Annotated in this window: 18 protein-coding genes and 1 tRNA gene; 7 read left to right on the top strand and 12 right to left on the bottom strand. The window is 40.8% G+C overall.

Going from position 1 to position 18,615, the window contains the following annotated elements:
• Positions 1-10: 10 nt before the first annotated feature.
• Together CPBP_RS06020 and CPBP_RS06015 are read right to left on the bottom strand one after the other, a co-directional pair.
• A complete protein-coding gene (locus CPBP_RS06020; RefSeq protein ID WP_350331956.1) occupies positions 11-1,078 on the bottom strand; it encodes a hypothetical protein in 1,068 nt (355 codons plus the stop codon).
• 280 nt (positions 1,079-1,358) lie between these two features.
• Positions 1,359-1,577, bottom strand: coding sequence for a hypothetical protein (locus tag CPBP_RS06015; protein WP_350331955.1), 219 nt, complete (start codon positions 1,575-1,577; stop codon positions 1,359-1,361).
• 143 nt (positions 1,578-1,720) lie between these two features.
• Between CPBP_RS06015 and CPBP_RS06010 the strand changes: the two genes are divergently transcribed.
• Complete coding sequence (locus tag CPBP_RS06010; protein ID WP_350331954.1) at positions 1,721-2,113, top strand: DUF4280 domain-containing protein; 393 nt, start codon at positions 1,721-1,723, stop codon at positions 2,111-2,113.
• 3 nt (positions 2,114-2,116) lie between these two features.
• Here the strand turns inward: CPBP_RS06010 and CPBP_RS06005 are convergent.
• The 6 genes from CPBP_RS06005 to CPBP_RS05980 form a co-directional block, all read right to left on the bottom strand.
• Positions 2,117-2,191 (bottom strand) — tRNA-Val (locus CPBP_RS06005).
• Between the two features lie 666 nt (positions 2,192-2,857).
• Complete coding sequence (locus CPBP_RS06000) at positions 2,858-3,979, bottom strand: IS4 family transposase (RefSeq protein ID WP_350331953.1); 1,122 nt, start codon at positions 3,977-3,979, stop codon at positions 2,858-2,860.
• 243 nt (positions 3,980-4,222) lie between these two features.
• Positions 4,223-5,728 carry a solute symporter family protein gene (locus CPBP_RS05995; RefSeq protein WP_350331952.1) on the bottom strand — a complete coding sequence of 502 codons (1,506 nt, stop codon included), beginning with the start codon at positions 5,726-5,728 and terminating at the stop codon, positions 4,223-4,225.
• An 8-nt stretch (positions 5,729-5,736) separates the two neighbouring features.
• Positions 5,737-5,874 (bottom strand): hypothetical protein, encoded by a 138-nt coding sequence (locus CPBP_RS05990; protein ID WP_350331951.1) that lies wholly within the window; start codon positions 5,872-5,874, stop codon positions 5,737-5,739.
• A gap of 8 nt (positions 5,875-5,882) precedes the next feature.
• Positions 5,883-6,176: a DUF485 domain-containing protein gene (locus CPBP_RS05985; RefSeq protein WP_350331950.1), complete on the bottom strand. Its 294-nt coding sequence runs from the start codon at positions 6,174-6,176 to the stop codon at positions 5,883-5,885.
• Positions 6,145-6,903, bottom strand: coding sequence for a SapC family protein (locus CPBP_RS05980; RefSeq protein WP_350331949.1), 759 nt, complete (start codon positions 6,901-6,903; stop codon positions 6,145-6,147). The genes CPBP_RS05985 and CPBP_RS05980 overlap by 32 nt, the downstream gene beginning before the upstream one ends.
• 155 nt (positions 6,904-7,058) lie before the next feature.
• Here CPBP_RS05980 and CPBP_RS05975 point away from each other — a divergent pair, with 155 nt between their 5' ends.
• The 4 genes from CPBP_RS05975 to CPBP_RS05960 all read left to right on the top strand — a co-directional run bounded on the left by CPBP_RS05975 (position 7,059) and on the right by CPBP_RS05960 (position 9,615).
• Positions 7,059-7,808, top strand: a complete 750-nt coding sequence (locus CPBP_RS05975; RefSeq protein WP_350331948.1) for a hypothetical protein — start codon at positions 7,059-7,061, stop codon at positions 7,806-7,808.
• Positions 7,809-7,842: 34 nt separating this feature from the next.
• Positions 7,843-8,214, top strand: coding sequence for a transposase (locus tag CPBP_RS05970; protein ID WP_350331947.1), 372 nt, complete (start codon positions 7,843-7,845; stop codon positions 8,212-8,214).
• The gene (locus CPBP_RS05965; protein WP_350331946.1) at positions 8,180-8,611 is read left to right on the top strand and encodes a transposase; all 432 of its coding nucleotides are present in this window, start codon (positions 8,180-8,182) and stop codon (positions 8,609-8,611) included. The genes CPBP_RS05970 and CPBP_RS05965 overlap by 35 nt, the downstream gene beginning before the upstream one ends.
• Before the next feature lie 128 nt (positions 8,612-8,739).
• Positions 8,740-9,615, top strand: a complete 876-nt coding sequence (locus CPBP_RS05960) for a hypothetical protein (RefSeq protein WP_350331945.1) — start codon at positions 8,740-8,742, stop codon at positions 9,613-9,615.
• Positions 9,616-9,922: 307 nt separating this feature from the next.
• Here the strand turns inward: CPBP_RS05960 and CPBP_RS05955 are convergent, their stop codons facing one another.
• The 3 genes from CPBP_RS05955 to accD form a co-directional block, all read right to left on the bottom strand.
• Positions 9,923-11,713: an ABC transporter transmembrane domain-containing protein gene (locus tag CPBP_RS05955; RefSeq protein ID WP_350331944.1), complete on the bottom strand. Its 1,791-nt coding sequence runs from the start codon at positions 11,711-11,713 to the stop codon at positions 9,923-9,925.
• On the bottom strand, positions 11,710-12,012 hold the full coding sequence (cyaY, locus tag CPBP_RS05950) for an iron donor protein CyaY (protein ID WP_350331943.1): 303 nt from the start codon (positions 12,010-12,012) through the stop codon (positions 11,710-11,712). The genes CPBP_RS05955 and cyaY overlap by 4 nt, the downstream gene beginning before the upstream one ends.
• A gap of 1,707 nt (positions 12,013-13,719) precedes the next feature.
• Positions 13,720-14,571, bottom strand: coding sequence for an acetyl-CoA carboxylase, carboxyltransferase subunit beta (gene accD / locus CPBP_RS05945; RefSeq protein ID WP_350331942.1), 852 nt, complete (start codon positions 14,569-14,571; stop codon positions 13,720-13,722).
• 306 nt (positions 14,572-14,877) lie between these two features.
• Between accD and CPBP_RS05940 the strand changes: the two genes are divergently transcribed.
• Both CPBP_RS05940 and CPBP_RS05935 read left to right on the top strand, forming a co-directional pair.
• Positions 14,878-15,636 (top strand): hypothetical protein, encoded by a 759-nt coding sequence (locus CPBP_RS05940; RefSeq protein WP_350331941.1) that lies wholly within the window; start codon positions 14,878-14,880, stop codon positions 15,634-15,636.
• Positions 15,615-16,706 carry a hypothetical protein gene (locus tag CPBP_RS05935; protein ID WP_350331940.1) on the top strand — a complete coding sequence of 364 codons (1,092 nt, stop codon included), beginning with the start codon at positions 15,615-15,617 and terminating at the stop codon, positions 16,704-16,706. Before CPBP_RS05940 ends, CPBP_RS05935 begins: the two co-directional genes overlap by 22 nt.
• Positions 16,707-18,093: 1,387 nt before the next feature.
• Here CPBP_RS05935 and CPBP_RS05930 read toward each other — a convergent pair.
• Complete coding sequence (locus CPBP_RS05930; protein WP_350331939.1) at positions 18,094-18,612, bottom strand: SixA phosphatase family protein; 519 nt, start codon at positions 18,610-18,612, stop codon at positions 18,094-18,096.
• Between the last annotated feature and the right edge of the window lie 3 nt (positions 18,613-18,615).

Raw genomic sequence — 18,615 nt, 5'->3', positions numbered from 1 at the left:
AATTAGTTACTTATTCCGAAGGTGCCTCTGGTACAACCTTACGCAACCAATCTTGTTCTGCATAAGATAGCGGTTGATGACCAACCACGTTAAAAACCCCAGTGGGAGCGTTTTTCAGATTATTAAGACACCATGCAAAGGATACTCCAAATGCAAACCGATCAATCGCATCGAAGTGTCTTCCCTGTTTTGCTACCCAAACGCCTAATGCAGTCAACGACCCAAAATTAGCACCATATCGAAGATATATCATTGATGGTTTTTCTTTTAGTGGATTCGTGCTACCAGATATTAATGATTCAACGTCACCACGTTCGTTAAACACAGGTGCCCCCACAAATCCCTCTGCTAAATGCGTTTCTAAGGCAAACGGGTTATATCCCACCCTTGATTCTAGATCAAATATATTATAAATAGAATCTTGAGGTCTTTTAAGATTAATTCTTACTGGTGTCTGCTGCATAGCAAAACCAGAGTTAACCAAACCATCAGCACCTTGCAGTTGAGTATAATATTTACCCCACCCAATTGTTTTCAACGACCCCTCCCGACAGAGTGCCTTTACTATATCAAAGGGCGTTTTTGTAGCTAATCTAAGGGGCGTTACCGTTGGAATTTGATCCAAAAACAATACCTGCACATCAGAAGGCTTTAAGTTTTCAGAGTCTATAGTCCCTTTAGATACTGCATTTGTTACCTTATGAACAGCAGAAGAACCATCTGCACGAAAAAATTCAACGTGCGTTGGATTGTGTAATTGCGCCGTTGTTAGCACAACAGGACGTCTGTTAATCTCTACCAAAGAACCTGTAGCAGCCTCCTGGGTCTTATCCTTGCACAAACCTATTACACTACAGACAGCAGCAGATTGAGGATCGGCACGTCCCGCTGCAATAAATGGATCATCTTGTAAGATCGACCCAGTGGCTCTATGAAATTCTTCTGGTACCATAGTTAGTGGACTGGCACCCGACATGATAGCATATAACCCCTCTAATATAGAATTAGCTTTAGTTTCACACGCAAATGGTTGAATGGCTAACCATCCGACTATACTTAAACTTAATTTTTTTAACATTATTATTTCCTAAGTTTTATTATCTAATACAGACTAAACCATCATACCATTTAAACCATTAACATTTTCTTGAAATATGGCGCTTAATTGTAAGGGTCAGCTCTCGTAATCTCACGGAACCAGTCTTGAACTGCTGGGGATTGAAACCACAAATGACTAAAGTAGCTTTTGTTTAAGGAAAGATATTCTTTCCAAAAGTTTTTTATGCCTAAAAACCACCCAAGCTAATCATCACAGTGCTGAAAAAACCTTATGGAAGTTGGGTTTGTACCAAGAACTGCTACCCCCCTATTGTTCCGTTAATATCAGTCCAAAATCCAGTTGCAATATTTTCATTCTCCCCGTTAAGTGCCTGACTTATCTTCGAAAGATAGCAGACTGCTGCTGATTGAGGATCTGCACGTCCTGCCCCAACAAAGGTATCCCTGGCATAACTTTCAATAAACACTAGTGTCATTAAGTGGCATAGCACTGCACCTAGGCTTAATCTTTTATACATCACTTATCTTTTTAGGTTGTTTCACAATTACTATGCTAAAAAAAACAAGCATCATTCATGGTTTTTATTAACAATAGACATCATAATAACACTTGATCTAATTGACGTAACCACGATACGCTAAAAAGAAAAAGGATAATAATATGGCAGGTCCTACTGTATCAATGGGCGCATTAACGATGTGCTCTTTTGGAATGGCTCCATCTACATTAATCGTTCTTCCCATCTCTATGACTTTGACAGATTTTATGCCAGGCGCCAATATTATGGCGATGATTCCCATTGTCAATATCGCTCCATTTGCAATGTGCACAAGCCCTGCAAATCCAATGGTCATTGCGATGACGGCTGCAGCTTTGGGGGTTCCAACACCTGCGCCATGCATACCCATGACGGTTGCTCCGTGGATTCCTACAGCACCTAATGTATTGTTAGGTGCAATACCTGCTTTAACAGCTGATAGTATGACAATGTGTATGTGGGCAGGTGTAGTAAAAACGACGTTTCCAGGCGAAGTGAATGTAATTTCGATTTAAAGGTGGTGGGCGATGACGGGATTGAACCGCCGACCCTCTCGGTGTAAACGAGACGCTCTACCGCTGAGCTAATCGCCCCTTTAAGATGGACTACTTATATCGCTTTTAAGGGAACTTGTAAAGCAGTTTTTAATAAAAAACTAATAATTATTTATACAGCGTGACGCTGCCAGGGATGATTACTGGACCCAATAGGCAACGTGCCGTTGCATCCATTAAGTTGGATCCGATTCGCACAGACCCGGATTTTATAGCTAACCGCAAATAAAATGGATATATGTTAGCGAGTCGAATCGTTAATTAATCCTATGATTTCAGGGTTATCTACTGAAGGCACATCTCCACTTTATGTAAATCATGCTATAACTTAACAAGGAATTACACGCGCTACAAAAATCATCATCATTCACTGAAATCCCTTATCCGAGCTCGTAATGGGTTAAAGGTGGGCTCAAGCTCAACCTAATAGATGCAACCTCAGTTTGCCAGGGATGATTACAAGCTCCATTAGGTGAAGAGTTTTAAAGGTTGAAATGCCTGAACTATCGCAACGTTGTTTATTATAATCCGTGTCAGAACCCATCGGATCTAATCTAATGGATGCAACCGCAGGTTGCTTTTTGCCCACCGTTTCGAGAAGAAATGACGGATTGCTTTGTCTGCTATGTCTCGATTTAAGGAGTGGGTTTTGTCCCCCCACCCGAAGGTCACTGAGGGTGACTGGGGCACAACTGTTGAAAGTGATCAGAAGAGGTGTTTAACAGCATCAAAGTTGCCCCCGGATAATAGTATCATCGACTTAACAAAGGATTTTTCAAGAGCAAGATTAAAACGAAACAGAGGGATTTTAAAACCTTGGAGTTTTGTTTTTATTTTATACGCTAAAAACACAAGCGCTGTAATTAATACCATATAAATATAAACTCTCATACCATTCATCGAGTGGCTTAAAAAATGCTTATATCCTAGGTTTTGTTTAATAAACTTAAAAAACACCTCGATATCCCATCGTCTGCGATAGAGCTCCGCAATTTCTAAAGCACTCATATCGAATAGGTTTGTTAAAAACCATAGTTCGTTTCCTTCTTTATTGAGCATCTTAATTAAGCGAAGAGATGTGGGAAGTGGGGCTTTGTTTCCTTTTGCATATAGGGCAACGGTTAAATCCTCCATAATAGGGCTGGATACTGAGTGTGTTTTAACTATGTGATACCGTCTTCCGACATTCAGCCGCGTTATAAATTTGTAGTCTTTGGCTTCAAACTCTCCAAACGTTCCAGCTTTACTAATCCCTCGATCGAAGAGTAAGATGTCTTCACTATCAACTCGAGCCTCATTAATGGCTCTAACAAGAGCCAAATCTTCGCTGGACTCTTCTTGTAACGTACAAAAGCGAATACTTGTTGGGAGTTGTTGCCGTAATCCTACACTGACTTTAATTTGACTGTCGGAGGCTTTCCCACCTATTTTTAAGCCATCTTTAATTAAACGACCAGACAAATTAATGATGGTTGAGTCAAACCGATGCAACGTTCGTTCATTGATGGTTCCAAGATCAGATGACAGCTTATTTACTAGTGTCCGGTAAATGGCTTCAAAATAACTCCACTTTATGTCCTTTAAACGTTTTGATATCCCACTATAGCTAACGGACGGAGTGGGTTCAAAATGATCGATCCCTTCGTTGATTAAGGTCTCCAACATTCGCAAGCTTGTTTTCTTTCCTAATAATATCAGCCGCATTAATCCTTTAAATATCAACTCTCCTGTTAGTTTTGTATTATATCGATTCACCCCGTAACTTGTTGCCAAGTCTTCTAAGTCGTCTTTCGTTACGAGCTCCATTATGCCTTCAATCGTTTCCATTGAAAATCCTAGCCTTTCTACTGTTTTCTCAACAATAGCTTCTTTTTATGATCACTTTCAACAGTTGTGGTGACTGGGGCGGGGGGGTAAAAAAATCGAGTTAACTAAATATTAATCTTTATTAATTCAGCTGTAACGAGTGCGTGTTTTCTAAACCTTTCGTATCTGAATTTAAACGAGACTTATTATACCCCCTTAGTGTAGCGTTTTGAAAGGCACTAGTGATCCTGTTTTATCTTTTACTTAAGAAGCCATCTTCTTTAACAACTCGGCATAGGTATGTTGTGCCTTGCTGTCTTTTGTTACCAATGACACCAATATCCCAACAACAAACGATCCTGGAATCGTAAAGAGTCCTGGATTTTTGAATGGAAAAACACAATAGTCGCAGTGTAAAATATCCACCATCACTGTGGGAGACAGACCAATCAATATAACGCTGGATAACGCTCCAATAACCATACTTGCCACAACGCCAGATGTTGTTGCACGTTTCCAATAAGTCGCCAAAATAAGTGCTGGAAAATTGCTACTTGCTGCAATTGAAAATGCTAATCCCACCAACACGGCAACGTTCTGTCCTTGAAAGGCAATTCCTAATAGAATAGAAATCAGCCCTAACACAATCGTTGAAATTTTAGCAACGCGAATCTCTTCACCTTTTTTCACACTGTTTTTGCGAATAACACCCAGCCAAATATCGTGGGAAATCGTTGCTGCACCCGACAAGGTAAGCCCAGCCACAACGGCCAATATCGTCGCAAAAGCAACGGCAGAAATGTATCCTAATAACGTGGGACCACCTAACGTCTGAGCTAACAACAAGGCCGCCATGTTGCCTCCTTTATCAAAATTGGCAATCACGTCACGCCCCACATACGCCATGGCGCCAAAGCCTAAGAAAAATGTCAGCAGGTAAATAAACCCAATCATCCCAGTTGCATACAACGCAGACTTTCGCGCAGCAATTCGATCTGGAACTGTATAAAACCGCATTAATATATGAGGCAACCCGGCCGTTCCAAACATGAACGCCAACCCCAATGATACTAAATCCCATGAATTGGAATACAGTTTACCTGGCTCTAAAAATTCATCGCCATAAATTAATGATACTTTTTGAGTCAACTCTAATGGATTCCAGTTAGCTTTAACTAACACCAGATATGATAAAATAACAGCACCAATCATCAACAATACGGCTTTTGTCATCTGAACCCACGTGGTTGCAATCATACCACCAAACAACACATAGACGATCATCACAGATCCAACAATGATCTCAGCCGTAATATACGGAATTCCAAAAATAAGTTGTATTAAGTATCCTGCCCCCACCATTTGCGCCAGTAAATAAAACAAGGTGCACAACATGGAACTCACTGCAGCAGAAATGCGAACGGGCACGGGATTCATACGAAACGCGACAGCATCGGCAAACGTATACTTTCCCAAATTTCGCAAGGTTTCTGCCACTAAAAACAAGACCAGTGGCCACCCCATCAACCCCATCAAGGGATAGATCAACCCATCAAACCCATTCATCGCAATTAAGCCTGTAAACCCAAGAAAACTGGAGGCACTTACAAAATCACCCACCAAGGCTAATGCATTTTGAAATGCAGAGATTTTACCCCCTGCAGCATAAAAGTCTTCGGTTAATTTCGTACGCTTTGCCGCAATAAATGTTAACACCAACGTCGATGCAATCATTGCGACAAAGAACAGAATTGTTGTTGTGCTTGCCATAATATCCCCTATTTCTTTTCTCTACAGTTAATCATTTGGACATACCCCCACGTTAACGCAATCGCAAACGTGATTACACCGGCAAATCCAATCATTGTCGATGCAATCATTGCGACAAAGAACAGAATTGTTGTTGTGCTTGCCATAATATCCCCTATTTCTTTTCTCTACAGTTAATCATTTGGACATACCCCCACGTTAACGCAATCGCAAACGTGATTACACCGGCAAATCCAATCATTCCAACGGTCAAGCCCGGCACCACTTGATAGGATACGAATTCTTTGCACCCAACAATGGCATATAAAAATACAAAGTTAATGATAATTAATAGGGCTGAAAATAGAAACGATATCTTGGATGATTTCATAATTGCTTCCGTGAAATAAAGGGGCTCATTACTGAGCCCATCGAGATTAATGAACAGTTTCTGTAGAGACAGGCGCATCTGATTGCGTTAATTGCGCAATTTTAGCCCAGTTAGACATTGAAACAAAATGTGCATAGGCTAAATACAACCAGCCCTTTTTATGCCAATCTAATATAGTTTCATCCGACAGTTCTTTAAATTTAGTTTCATCAATAACGCAAAACCCTGTTAAGCGCAATGCCTTACCATCTGGCGCCGTCAACTCTGCTTGGTTTTCAACCAACAAATCTTGATCGATCAACGCTGTAACAAACTCACGCGTTGCATTTAAATAGCTTTGATATTCCGTGCATGTTTTCAATGCATTTTCCGCAAATTCAGTGGGCTTACTGTCTTTAAACAATGGATTTTCCCCAGTTGAATTCACAATCTCTGCATCAACATCCATACATAATACCAACTGATCGTTTGCTTCATCTTCTAAAAAGATAAACGGATAACGGTTCACATATCCAGGAATATACTGATCTTTCGCCCATTCACCGTTGTCATTCACGAATACGTTTTCGCCATCACGAAACCCAGTGATGACTAACGATGTTTTTACTTCATCCTTTATAAACACAATAGGATAATGTTTAGCTGCAACCGCATATTCACTGGTCACTAGTGGAATTGAATTTGCTTTTTGTGCAAACAGATAGTTCTGTCGCCCCGTTAATCCCAAATTCCCATGTTGCTCAAATGTTATTGCTTGGGGATTCTTGTAAAATAAAGGAAGTACTTGTTCTTTTTGCTCTGTCATTTTTTTAATACCTTAATAAATATATAGCCTCAGTTAACGAAATTTTCACACCTTTGTCAACCGAGAATGCTGGCAAACGATCTGACAGTCTTTACAAAGCATTAACATTTCAATGTTATACATAGAATTAATCATATCAATACTTAGGGATAATTATGCGGAATAAATTCACCACACCGTTACTTCTTTCGACAGCATTAATCATTACTGCTTGCGGTGGGGGTAGTAATAACAACTCCGACTCTATACAAGGCATAGATAGCAAAGGTAACCCATTTAAAATTGATGGCGATTTACCCGATATCAACATTCGCACCTGGCAAGCAGAATTCAAAAAACATCAAGATCAAGCTGGAGCTTTACCTGCACAAGGCGATGGATATGTGGTAACAGATGAGAATGAACTGTTGATTTATAAATACAATTTCAAACAAAACATTAGTGGAGTTAATCCATTTAAAATGGATCGTCTAAAAGGTATTCTAGTATTAGGCGGCAAAGTATTCGTTGATGGTAAACGAATATACGACATTCAATTTATTCAAAAATTAATGAACGGAGTTCTAACACAAAAAGAGATGGATTCTGCGGCACAAACGTATGGTGTAGTTCCAAAAAACGAAGACAAAGTATTGCTTGATGAATATAGTAAGACGGGGGAAAACCCATCAGTAGACATTCAACACCTTGCAAAAAAAGACAATTCCACCCCCGAAAAATACATTCCAAAACTAAGCACCCAATCATGGGAAGATGCTTTTAAAGAGCATCAAAATAGGGTCGCAAAGATAAAGAGCGATCCTTTGGGAAATTATCGCATCACTACTAGAGACGAATTATTGGTATATACACCTAAAGGCTTAATGAAAGCTTTAAGTAAGAACGCGTCTTCACAGGAGGGGTAAAAACGAGTATAGTGCCTAGAAAAAGGGACAAGAGATGAGATATCCAAGCGATATAAGCGACGAGCAATGGGCGTTAGTTAAGGAACATTTTGATACAGGGAATTATGGAAAGAGTCGAAAGTACAGTCAACAAAGCCTCGTCAATGCTGTATTTTATATCGTAAAGACCGGATGTCAATGGAGACAGTTGCCCAAAGATTTTCCTAATTACAAGACGGTGTTTAGCTTTTACAAACGCGCAAGAGAGCGTGGAAGCTGGGAAAAGATGATGCAGGCTCTGGTTGAAAAGAGCCGCCTAAGTCAGGGACGAAGTGCACCACCAAGTTATAGTTTGATCGATTCTCAAAGTGTTAAAACTACAAGCAATGCTGATGACCGAGGTATTGATGGGGGGAAAAAAGGTTAAAGGGCGAAAGCGTCATATCGTCACCGATACCCAGGGTCATCTGCTACATGTTAAGGTGCATGCTGCCAATATCCATGATACGGTTGCTGGAGGAGAAGTGTTTAAAGCGGCTCTTGAAAAACATCCTACTCTCAAAGGGGTATGTGCTGATGCTGGGTATCGCAAAACCATGAAAGAGTTTGTTAGAAACGTACTGAAGAAGACAATATCAATCTCTGAACGTATTACCCCAGGTTGGGCTGTATTAGCCAAACGTTGGGTCGTTGAGCGCACCTTTGCCTGGTTAAATCATTATAGACGTTTGTCCAAAGACTATGAAATTAAGACCAACTCTGCTGAAACCCTTATTATGATTGCTCATTCTATGACCCTTCTTAAACGATTGTGCTATGTGTGAAGACGGGTTCTAAAATAGCCAAGGAACCAGAAAGGTTATTTGAATCTGGTGACCTCATATTTTTAAAAGTACCCATAAAGATTGATCAGAAATCGTACGAAATACTGTTGCTAAATGGAAAATTATTTATGAATGAGCGCAGAGTTTATGATGTGGATTTATTGCTAAAATGCTGCAACCCATCTTCGAACTTTGATGACAGCACTTTTTTTGAGTTAATTGAAAAATCCGTTAAACCGAATGCCTTCGATATTTTTTTAATTCAAGGCTATCGAGAGAATGGCCGACCTAACCCCCTAGAGCTTTATGAAAGAAAATCTGATCCACTTTCTGCCGTATCTGACATATCGCAACGTCAGTCATTCAAAGATGCCCGACAAGCAGCTGACGCAACTGGGCAGCTCCGTATTTATGGTCAAGCGTCAGACTTGCCATTGCCACTGTTTGCATCCTTTGATTCCACGTTATCTGATCCTAATTCAAAACTAAGTTCACTCGCACTCAAATTTGGATCCAACTACGTGGGGACTGTTGTTGCCGGTACATTTGAAACAACCCTATTAACACCGAACCATTTTGAATCATCAGCGGTGTATGGATTCAGTTTTAACACAGGATTTGTTGAAGCCCAAATGGGAAGCTTCTTTGATGAGTCGAATGCCAATCAAAGCACGAGTGGGCAACGCTATCAATTAACCCTTGGGTTTGATACCGATTACGTAACTCCATTTATTCGCCTGTTGAACAGAACAACAGCTAACGATTCACTTTCGTTATTGGGGGCTGGACTTGAATCAAACTTGGCTAAATATAACCTTGGCGAATCAACACTTGACGCAACCGTATCAGCATCATATCTAACAAATTTTGATGGAACTGCACTCGGATATGCTTCTTGTCGATTACAATCAACATTTTCAGACTCAACAACCCTTGGTTTGTCTACTGATTATGATACGTTAAAAGGTCTGGGTTGGAGCATCAACATGTCGGTTGAACGATAATCCACAACTTTAGATTTATGTCGAACAGTTGCCAGCGGCAGGTGCAGCGTCACACTGCTCGGATCTAACTTATCGGATGCAACGGCACGTTGGCAGCGTGACGCTGCACCTAGTAAATTTACCTGTTTGAAACTATTGAATTCTTGAACAAATGTGATGCTGCTTGTAATCCGTGTCAATACACATCGGATCTAATTTGTTGAGTCCAGCGTCACGCTGGCGGCTCAGGGGCGCTACTCGCACCAGACGGCAGTCGCCGTCATCAAATCGCACTAGCGATTTGCCTGAGCCGCCAACGCAACACTACTTAAGTATCTTTATGAATAAACTGCAATGTTGCCAAACGATTGTATAACCCTTTTTGCGCCAACAACTCTTTATGTTTTCCTGTTGCTTCTATACGACCATTGTTAATCACCACAATTTGATCGGCTTGCAAAATTGTCGACAATCGATGAGCAATCATAATGGTGGTACGATCGACCATTAAGCGATTCAGAGCTTGTTGCACGTACTGTTCATTTTGAGCATCCAATGCGCTGGTTGCCTCATCCAATAACAAAATGCGCGGATTCTTTAATATCGCACGCGCAATGGCAATACGTTGCTTTTGCCCCGTTGATAATGACACACCTTTTTTTCCAATGTGGGTGTAAAACCCTTTGGGTAAACGTTCCATAAACTCGGTTACCATTGCAGCTTCTGCCGCCTCTTGAATCTGCTCAAACGTTGCATCGGGTCTGCCATATCGAATATTATCATAGACCGTACCGCTAAACACAATAGGGTCTTGCGCAACAAAGCCTATTTGATCCCGCAATTCTTTCAGATCTAAGTCGCGCAAATCAAGTCCGTCTAAGGTAATATGCCCACGCGATGGATCATAAAACCGTAACAACAAATGAAACACCGTTGTTTTCCCTGATCCTGACGGCCCCACAACTGCAATTTTTTCGCCCGGATGCACATGCAAATTAAAGTCAATTAAAGCCTGAGAATCTGACATGTTCGGATAGGCAAATTGAACCTTTTCAAATTGAATTTCTCCCTTACCTGGTTTTGGCAAAAGCAATGGAGCTGGTGCCAAGACAACAGAAGACTGAATTTGAAACAAATCTTGAATACGATCACACGCACCCGCAGCTTTTTGAAAATCGCTAATCACTTCAATAAAGTTATTGATCGAACCTGCAACGGTCAAACCAAAGAACAGAAACGATGTTAATTCTCCCAGGCTCAACTGGTCATGCTCAACTTTGTACCCCCCCACCCAAATAATGGCTGTTAAACCACCAAACACAAAGAAAATGATCATTGTGCTTAATATGGCCCGCGCTTTAATCCGTTCGTATGCACCTTGAACACTGGCTTCCATACGGTTGTTAAACGTTCTGCGATCAAACTCTTCATGGCAAAACGCCTGAATTGTCCGTACGGCATTTAGCGTTTCTTCAAGGTATTCATTGACCTGCCCCACTAATGCTTGAGTATTCGTTGAATATTTCCGAATACGTTGACCAAACTTGTGTAACACCGTCAAAATTAATGGAATTAAAATCACCATTAAATAGGTCAAATCTGGGCTGGTCATATACAACATCACACACCCGCCTGCCGCCATCATCATGTTTCGAAACGCTATGGGAAACGTTGTACTGATCAGATGTTGAATGAACGTGGTATCCACCGTAATTCTAGATAAAATTTCACCCACAGACACACGTTCAAAAAAAGCAGGATCAAGAGTTAAAACATGCTGATACATTGTGCGCCGAATATCAGCAACAATCTTTTCACTCAGATATGACATCACAAGATACCGAACATACGTTGCAACACCCAAGAAAAACACGATAACGCCTAGAAAGGCCAAAATTTTTGTATAGTTATCTTTGAAGCCATCGTTCACTACCGATCTAATTCCAAACCCCATAATCAAGGTTGCAGCTGAAATTACAATAATGGATAATAGTCCCCAAAACACTAGATACGGATAAGACTTAAAATACCCGTTTAAAAAAGAAAAAGAACTCAGTTTTACTTTTGCTTTATCCACGGAATGAGCAGCATCAAAACGTTTAAAAAAATTAAAACTCATAATGTTAGCTGATCCAATTCTTTAAATAACAACGGTTCAAAGGATTCTTTAGTCCGTGTGTTTAGCCATTCTTTACCCGAAAAACTAAAATGTGCACCACCACTAAAAGGTGACGACAACCACAATTCCTGACGGGGAATATTTCGATTAATAATAAACACCTCATTCGTCTCGGTTTGAATTTTTAAAACACCTTCGCTTAATTCACTTTCCACCACCGACCAATAGGATGTTTCAATTTTTTCTAAAAGAGTATCTAAGTAGTCCGTAACAAACCGAACAAACGTTGCTTCATTCATAATGAGTCCAAAAAAGTGATGTGTGTAAATGTTACATCAAAACACAACTTTTTTCAAAAACAATTCTAACCAGCGTGACGCTGGACCCTATAGATAGATCCGATGCGCACAGACACGGATTATAAAAAACAACGTTAGACACTTTAGAAATTTATCCGAGTACCCCCATTGGATCCAGTGTCGCGCTGGTGGATGCAACTTCACGTTGGCAGCATGATGCTGCACCCATTAGATTAGATCCGATTCGTTCTGACACGGATTATAAAAAACAACCCAATACCTTGGAGATCTCAATTTTCACAAACCGCATTACCCATTGCGTCTCGCGTTACGCTAATGGATGCAACGGCACGTTGGCAGCATGACGCAGCACCCATTAGATTAGATCCGATTCGTTCTGACACGGGTTATAAAAAACAACTCAATACCTTGGAGATCTCAATTTTCACAAAGCGCATTACCCATTGAATCCAGCGCCACTCTGGTGGATACAACGTTACGTTGGCAGCATGATGCTGCACCCATAAATTAGATCCAATTCGCACAGACACGGATTATAAAAAAAGTGCTGCCGTTAATCCGGGGTTAATAAAGGTTAAGATTCAGTTAACACGATTTTTTTTACCACCCCCCGCCCTAGTCACCCTCAGTGACCTTCGGGTGGGGGGACAAAACCCACTCCCTAAATCGAGACTAAATAGACGAAACAATCCGTCTTTTCTTCTCGAAACGGTGGGCTAAAACAACAATGTATGAGCTCTATAAAGTTACTATACCCCACAAACGTTAACAAAAGATTGACAAACCAGCGTGACGCTGGACTCAATAGATTAGATCCGAGCAGCATGATGCTGCACCCATTAGATTAAATCCGATGTGATCTGACACGGATTATAAAAAAACAACCCAATACCTTGGAGATCTCAATTTTCACAAACCGCATTACCCATTGAATCCAGCGCCACTCTGGTGAATACAACGTCACGTTGCTTAGATCCGATGTGGTCTGACACGGATTGTAATAAATAGAAAATTACGAATACAAAGAAGCACCTGAGCTATTCGAAGCTTTATTCGCAAAGTCTATATTTGTTCATAATTTCTTAACCATCACCTGCTATCTTGAAGCTGGTAGGTAAGATACATCGACAGCCAGGTCGGTGCGTAATAACCAACAACGACATTATCACTGAGTACTAAGTGATAGTATAGTTGAGATGGATTGAGTTTGAAATCTTAATTTATTTAATAATCGTAAAAACTTAGTTTTTTGGATTACCTTGGTTATTATGTTTAGGTGGGTAAGACCGGGAGCGAGGTCTTACGGGTGGGCCCTGTGGAGTTTCATCGATGTTCAGGTGGGTCCCACTGTTAAGTGGGTCGGAACCCACTACAAAAACTTCTCGAAACTTCAAAACTCAAACTCACACTCAAATCGCAGACACTCTAAATTCTCTAGATCACGGATTATAAAAAACAACACACTACCTCGCGGGTCTCGCCCAACACATCCACCAGCTGTATCAACCCTCTCATTCGTGCCGACCCCCGCTCTGGCGCGTAAAGCGCACCCATTAGGCAACCTGCCGTTGCACCAGGGATGATCCTTGGACCCTATAGATAGACCCGATGCGCCCGACCCGGATTATAAAACTCCAAATCTAACCTAATGGATCCAAAGGCACGTTGGCAGAGATTATCCCTACCCTAATGCTTCATTAATAATTTCAAAACTCGTCCCAACGTCTTTTTCAGTTCTTTACGATGGACAACCATATCCACCATACCGTGCTCTAACAAATATTCAGCGGTTTGAAATCCTTCTGGTAATTTCTGACGCATGGTTTGCTCAATGACACGAGCTCCGGTAAAACCAATCGTTGCCTTTGGTTCAGCAATGTGAATATCTCCCAACATCGCAAAAGATGCTGACACTCCGCCCGTTGTTGGATCTGTCAAAATCACAATATAGGGCAATTTAGCTGCTTTCATCATGTTCACAGCCACAGTCGTTCTTGCCATCTGCATCAAGGACAAAATCCCCTCTTGCATACGAGCCCCTCCAGATGCAGGCACCACAATTAAGGGTGATCGATTTTGAATAGCCTGCTCAGCCGCACGAACAATCCCCTCACCCACATACATTCCCATGGACCCACCAATAAAGGTGAAATCAAAGGCTGCTACAACCATTTGCATACCGTCAATAGTTCCCTCAGCCACGAGTATAGCCTCTTGAGATTTTGTACCATCTCCTTTTGATTCTTTTAATCGATCGCTGTATTTTTTGCGATCCTTGAATTTAAGTGGATCCAAATTAACCGATGGAATTGCTATCAAGTCATAGGTCTGATTATCAAACAAATATTGCAAACGCAACGCAGCATTTACTCTTAAATGATGCTCGCAATGAGGGCACACATGCAGATGTTTTTCTAGGTCTTTCCTAAAAATCATCTTTTCACATGCGGGGCACTTATCCCACAAGTTTTCAGGCACTTCTTTCTTATGAATCAACGCTTGAATTTTTGGACGAACAAAATCAGATAACCAACTCACTCAGCAACTCCCTATAATTCTGGTTGGATTCTAAAGTCTAACGATTAAGGGGTCAAGGTTTTTTCTACTCTTTCCTAATAAAAAATACCTATGCCATAAGTTTATCTCACATTTATACCAAACAATAAGCTTTACAGGGCTAAAGAATTCTAACACCAGTTTTTTACGATTGACACTCGAAACCAGCACTGTGCCCATTGCATCTATTCGATAATCTTAAATTTTGATTATAGGTCGCCCTCTCTTCTTCACTCTGCTCTTGACTTTGTCAAAAAGCATCCCCATAATTTTAACATGGAGATACTTATGAAAAGCATCCCTATGATTCTAACAAAGGAGAAACTCTTGAATCACACACTTAAATCATTATTAATTACATCAATGTTAACAATACCCACAGTATTTGCAAGTCACGACAGTCTTTTTGGAACCAATTCTGATACGCAACCCGCTGCATCAGCAACCGCTTTAGGGCAACCTGCCCTTGTTGTTTCAGCTCTTTCAAAAGAAGTAGAAAGGTTACGTAACCTTCCAACCTCCCAAATAGATTATGTAAAAGAAAGCCGTAATCGTGTAGCCCCCAATATGCATAATCCAGAAACACACCGACTCCAGGGAAAATTAGTTGAATTATATGAAAATGACCCGAAGCATCGCGATGTAACTCGAGAATTTATTAGATTTACACTAAATAATAGAATTGCTTTAGGGCAACCTGCCCTTGTTGTTCCAGCTCTTTTAGAAGAAGCAAATAGGTTACGTAATCTTGCAACCAAAAAAATGAATAATGCAGAAAAAATACAACTCCATACAGAATCAGCTGAATTATATGAAACTGCCGCGAAGCATCCCGATGCAGTTCCAGAGTTTATTCGACAAGCAGCAAATAATGTATCTTGTCTTATGGCTCCATTTTCTGACAGTGCCTTACCATTGTTTGAACTGTTTGTTAACAGTTCCGGTGTTACCCCCTGGGATATTCAAGAGGCTGCAGATATCTTAAATAACTGGAAAAAAAACACGGAAGAAACAGCGCTGAACGATTGCAACATGTTAAAAGAGTAATAAAATTATTTGAACTTTCCACTACCCATCCTGGGTCAACCCTAGAAGATATTCTTAAAGCAGCAGATAAATTGGGCGAGTTTGGAACAAAAGGAAGAACGAAGCCTGAGGAAAAAGTCCTATACCTTAACGGATCAGTAGCATTATATGAACAAGCCGCCAATCATCCCAATGCAACTCCAGAGAATATTAGATTTGCAGCAGATAAGGCATCTTATTTTGGATATGAATACCCAAAGGATAGCGACGAAAGAAATCTACACCTTGAGAGATTGGCAAAATCATATACAAACCTCGCCAATCATTCAAATGCAACTCCAGAGAATATTAGATTAGCAGCAGCTCGTTTGAATGATCTTGCAAATAAATACCCAGAGGATAGCAACCAAAGAAAGCTATACCTTGACAACGCAGCCGAATTATTTGAAAAATCCGCCCAGAGGAATGCAACTGCCAAGAATCTTGCAATGGCAGCACATGGGGTACGTAATCTTGGATATCAATACCATCACAGGGCAGCCGAATTATATAAACGATTTGCTAACAATAAAGATATAAGCCCAAGCGATATTCTAATTGAAGAATATGAACCTAATCAGAATAGCACTTTCCACGACATGTCACCCTTAATATTTGAACTATTCGCTAACCATCCCAAGACAATCCCAAGTAATATTCTATTTCAAGCAAACCGCTCATTTGAGCTTGGAAATTTATTCCCTGAGAATCGTGTGAAATACTATGAAAAAGCCTCAATATTGTTTAAATTCGCCGCAAATCACCCCAAAGCAACGCCATGGGATATTCGAAATGCAGCAGATGGTTTGTATGCTCTTGCAAATAAATACCCAGAGGGCAGCGCGGAAAGAAAGCTACACCTTGACAAATCAGCAACATTATATGACGGATTGGCAAAATTATATGAAAAATCCGCAAATCACCCCGAAGCAACGTCATGGGATATTCTAACTGCAGTAAATGATTTGAATGCTCTTGCAAATAAATACCCAGAGGGCAGTGCTGAAAGATTAAAATTCACCGCTATAGCAGATAATTTACCTAAGAAATAGGACTTATAGCCAAACGCGGATAAAGTTGGCACTTTGCGCTGAAAGAAAAAAATGACTTTTGCGATACTTTGGAGACAATTCTACCCCCTGTAAATCGTGGAGAAACTCGAAAGGGGTGCCTACGACCTTCTTACGTTATTATACACGGCGCAGGTTTGCTCCCTCTTGCCCCTTTTGGGGCATTGTGGAGCAAAAGGCGCTGCGTAATTTTTTATGCGTGTTTAGCTATATAGCATGATTCACATAAAGTGGATATGTGCCTTAAGTAGATAACCCTGGAATCATAGGAGTAATTAAAGATTCGACTCGCTAAAATATGTCCATTTTATTTGCGGTTAGCTATAACATGTGTCAAACCACACTAGATCAAATTTATTGGATCCAACCGCAGGTTGCAAGAACTCTCATTCTGTCAAGTTTTTGTTAAGGATTGTCTAGTAGTTTGAAATTGGTAGGCTTTTAGTAAACTCAGATACCACTTCGGTGGTTGCATCTGATACGCAAATACGATTTTGGATATAAAGTAGCACAGCGCTGTGTGAACTATGTCCTAGTTTGAACGGGGATGACATCCTCTGGATGACGCGTAACTTTTTCAAAACGCTTTTTGGAAAGATACCGATTGTATTGCGTCGCGGTGGCGGGGGGTGGACACGCTCTGAGTAATTTTTGTGGGTGGGCCCCACTTCAGGGGCGCGAACCTCAATGCATTCGAAATAAACTTTTTTTCTTGACAATCCAAACTTCATATGTATACTGATAGATAGAATTGCATGAAAGCTATCCACTAAACAAGTGGGTAGCTTTTTTCGTTCTACGTCTTTGAAACTTTCACCCAAATGATCTGTAAAAAGATCCTTGACGAGATTTGGTTGAAACACTCAATGGACAAAACGCTGAACCGAATCCCCAGTACAGGAACTCAAACTACCCGATCAGTAGTCACAACCCCTGTAAACAACCCCTAGAGCCGACGGGCTCGTAAAACACCGACTTTATATAGTATACTAAAGTCCGCCTTTCCCCATTCGTGTAAGAAATGGGGTTCTTTTTGCACGTGCGGGTTACTGGGGATTCTCTCGGTTTTGCAACCTGAGGTTGCATCCTATAGATAGATCCGATTCGCACAGACACGGATTTTATATAACTTAACTTTGAAAGCTACAAACACAGTACTTTCAAACAACAACAAGGAACTAAAACACTACAAAACTCAAAAATATCTCAAATTCATTTTTCACCCTTGCCCCTCCTGCGCCCGAAATGGGTCAAAGGTGGGTTCACAATTCTCATATCTCAAATCACACTCAACCTAACCTATTGAATGCAACGGCACGTTGCCTAATGGGTCCAGGGATCATCCCTGGTGCAACCTCAGGTTGCATGCCTAGTGTTCTGGCTCAAACGAGGTTTCTAATTCTACTTTTTCAGTTGTTAACACAGACCAATCCGTTGTTTGCATCCGGAAAATAGCCAACTGTGATGGCTTTGCCGGCAACACAACTGAAACGGTTTCGCTTTTCATTAAATTCAAAAATGTTTGGATTGCATCACTAATTGCTGGATTATGCCCAACCACCAGTACAGTAGATTTAGAGTTTGGCAGATTTCCCAACTTTTGAATTAAGGCATCCGCTTTGATGCCATATAGCTCTTCATCAAATACAACTTCAGCGCCAGTTCCTAACGCTTCCTGAATCCATTCTAATGTTTGACGCGTTCGAACAGCGGGAGAACATACTATCAAGTCTGGCAAGAAATGATGGGTTTTTAGGAAATCCCTTACGTGCTCCAACTGATGAATTCCATGATCCGTTAAAGGCTTATCAAAATCTTTCGTCACAACGTCCGACAGTTGAGATACGGCTTCACTGTGTCGCATTAAACAGACTAATTTACCTGGCATTTT

Origin of the sequence: Candidatus Bodocaedibacter vickermanii (assembly GCF_014896945.1) — a bacterium.
Classification (GTDB): Bacteria; Pseudomonadota; Alphaproteobacteria; order UBA6184; family UBA6184; genus Bodonicaedibacter; species Bodonicaedibacter vickermanii.
The sequence above is the reverse complement of the archived record's forward strand: the minus strand, read 5'-3'. Positions and strand labels throughout refer to the sequence as shown.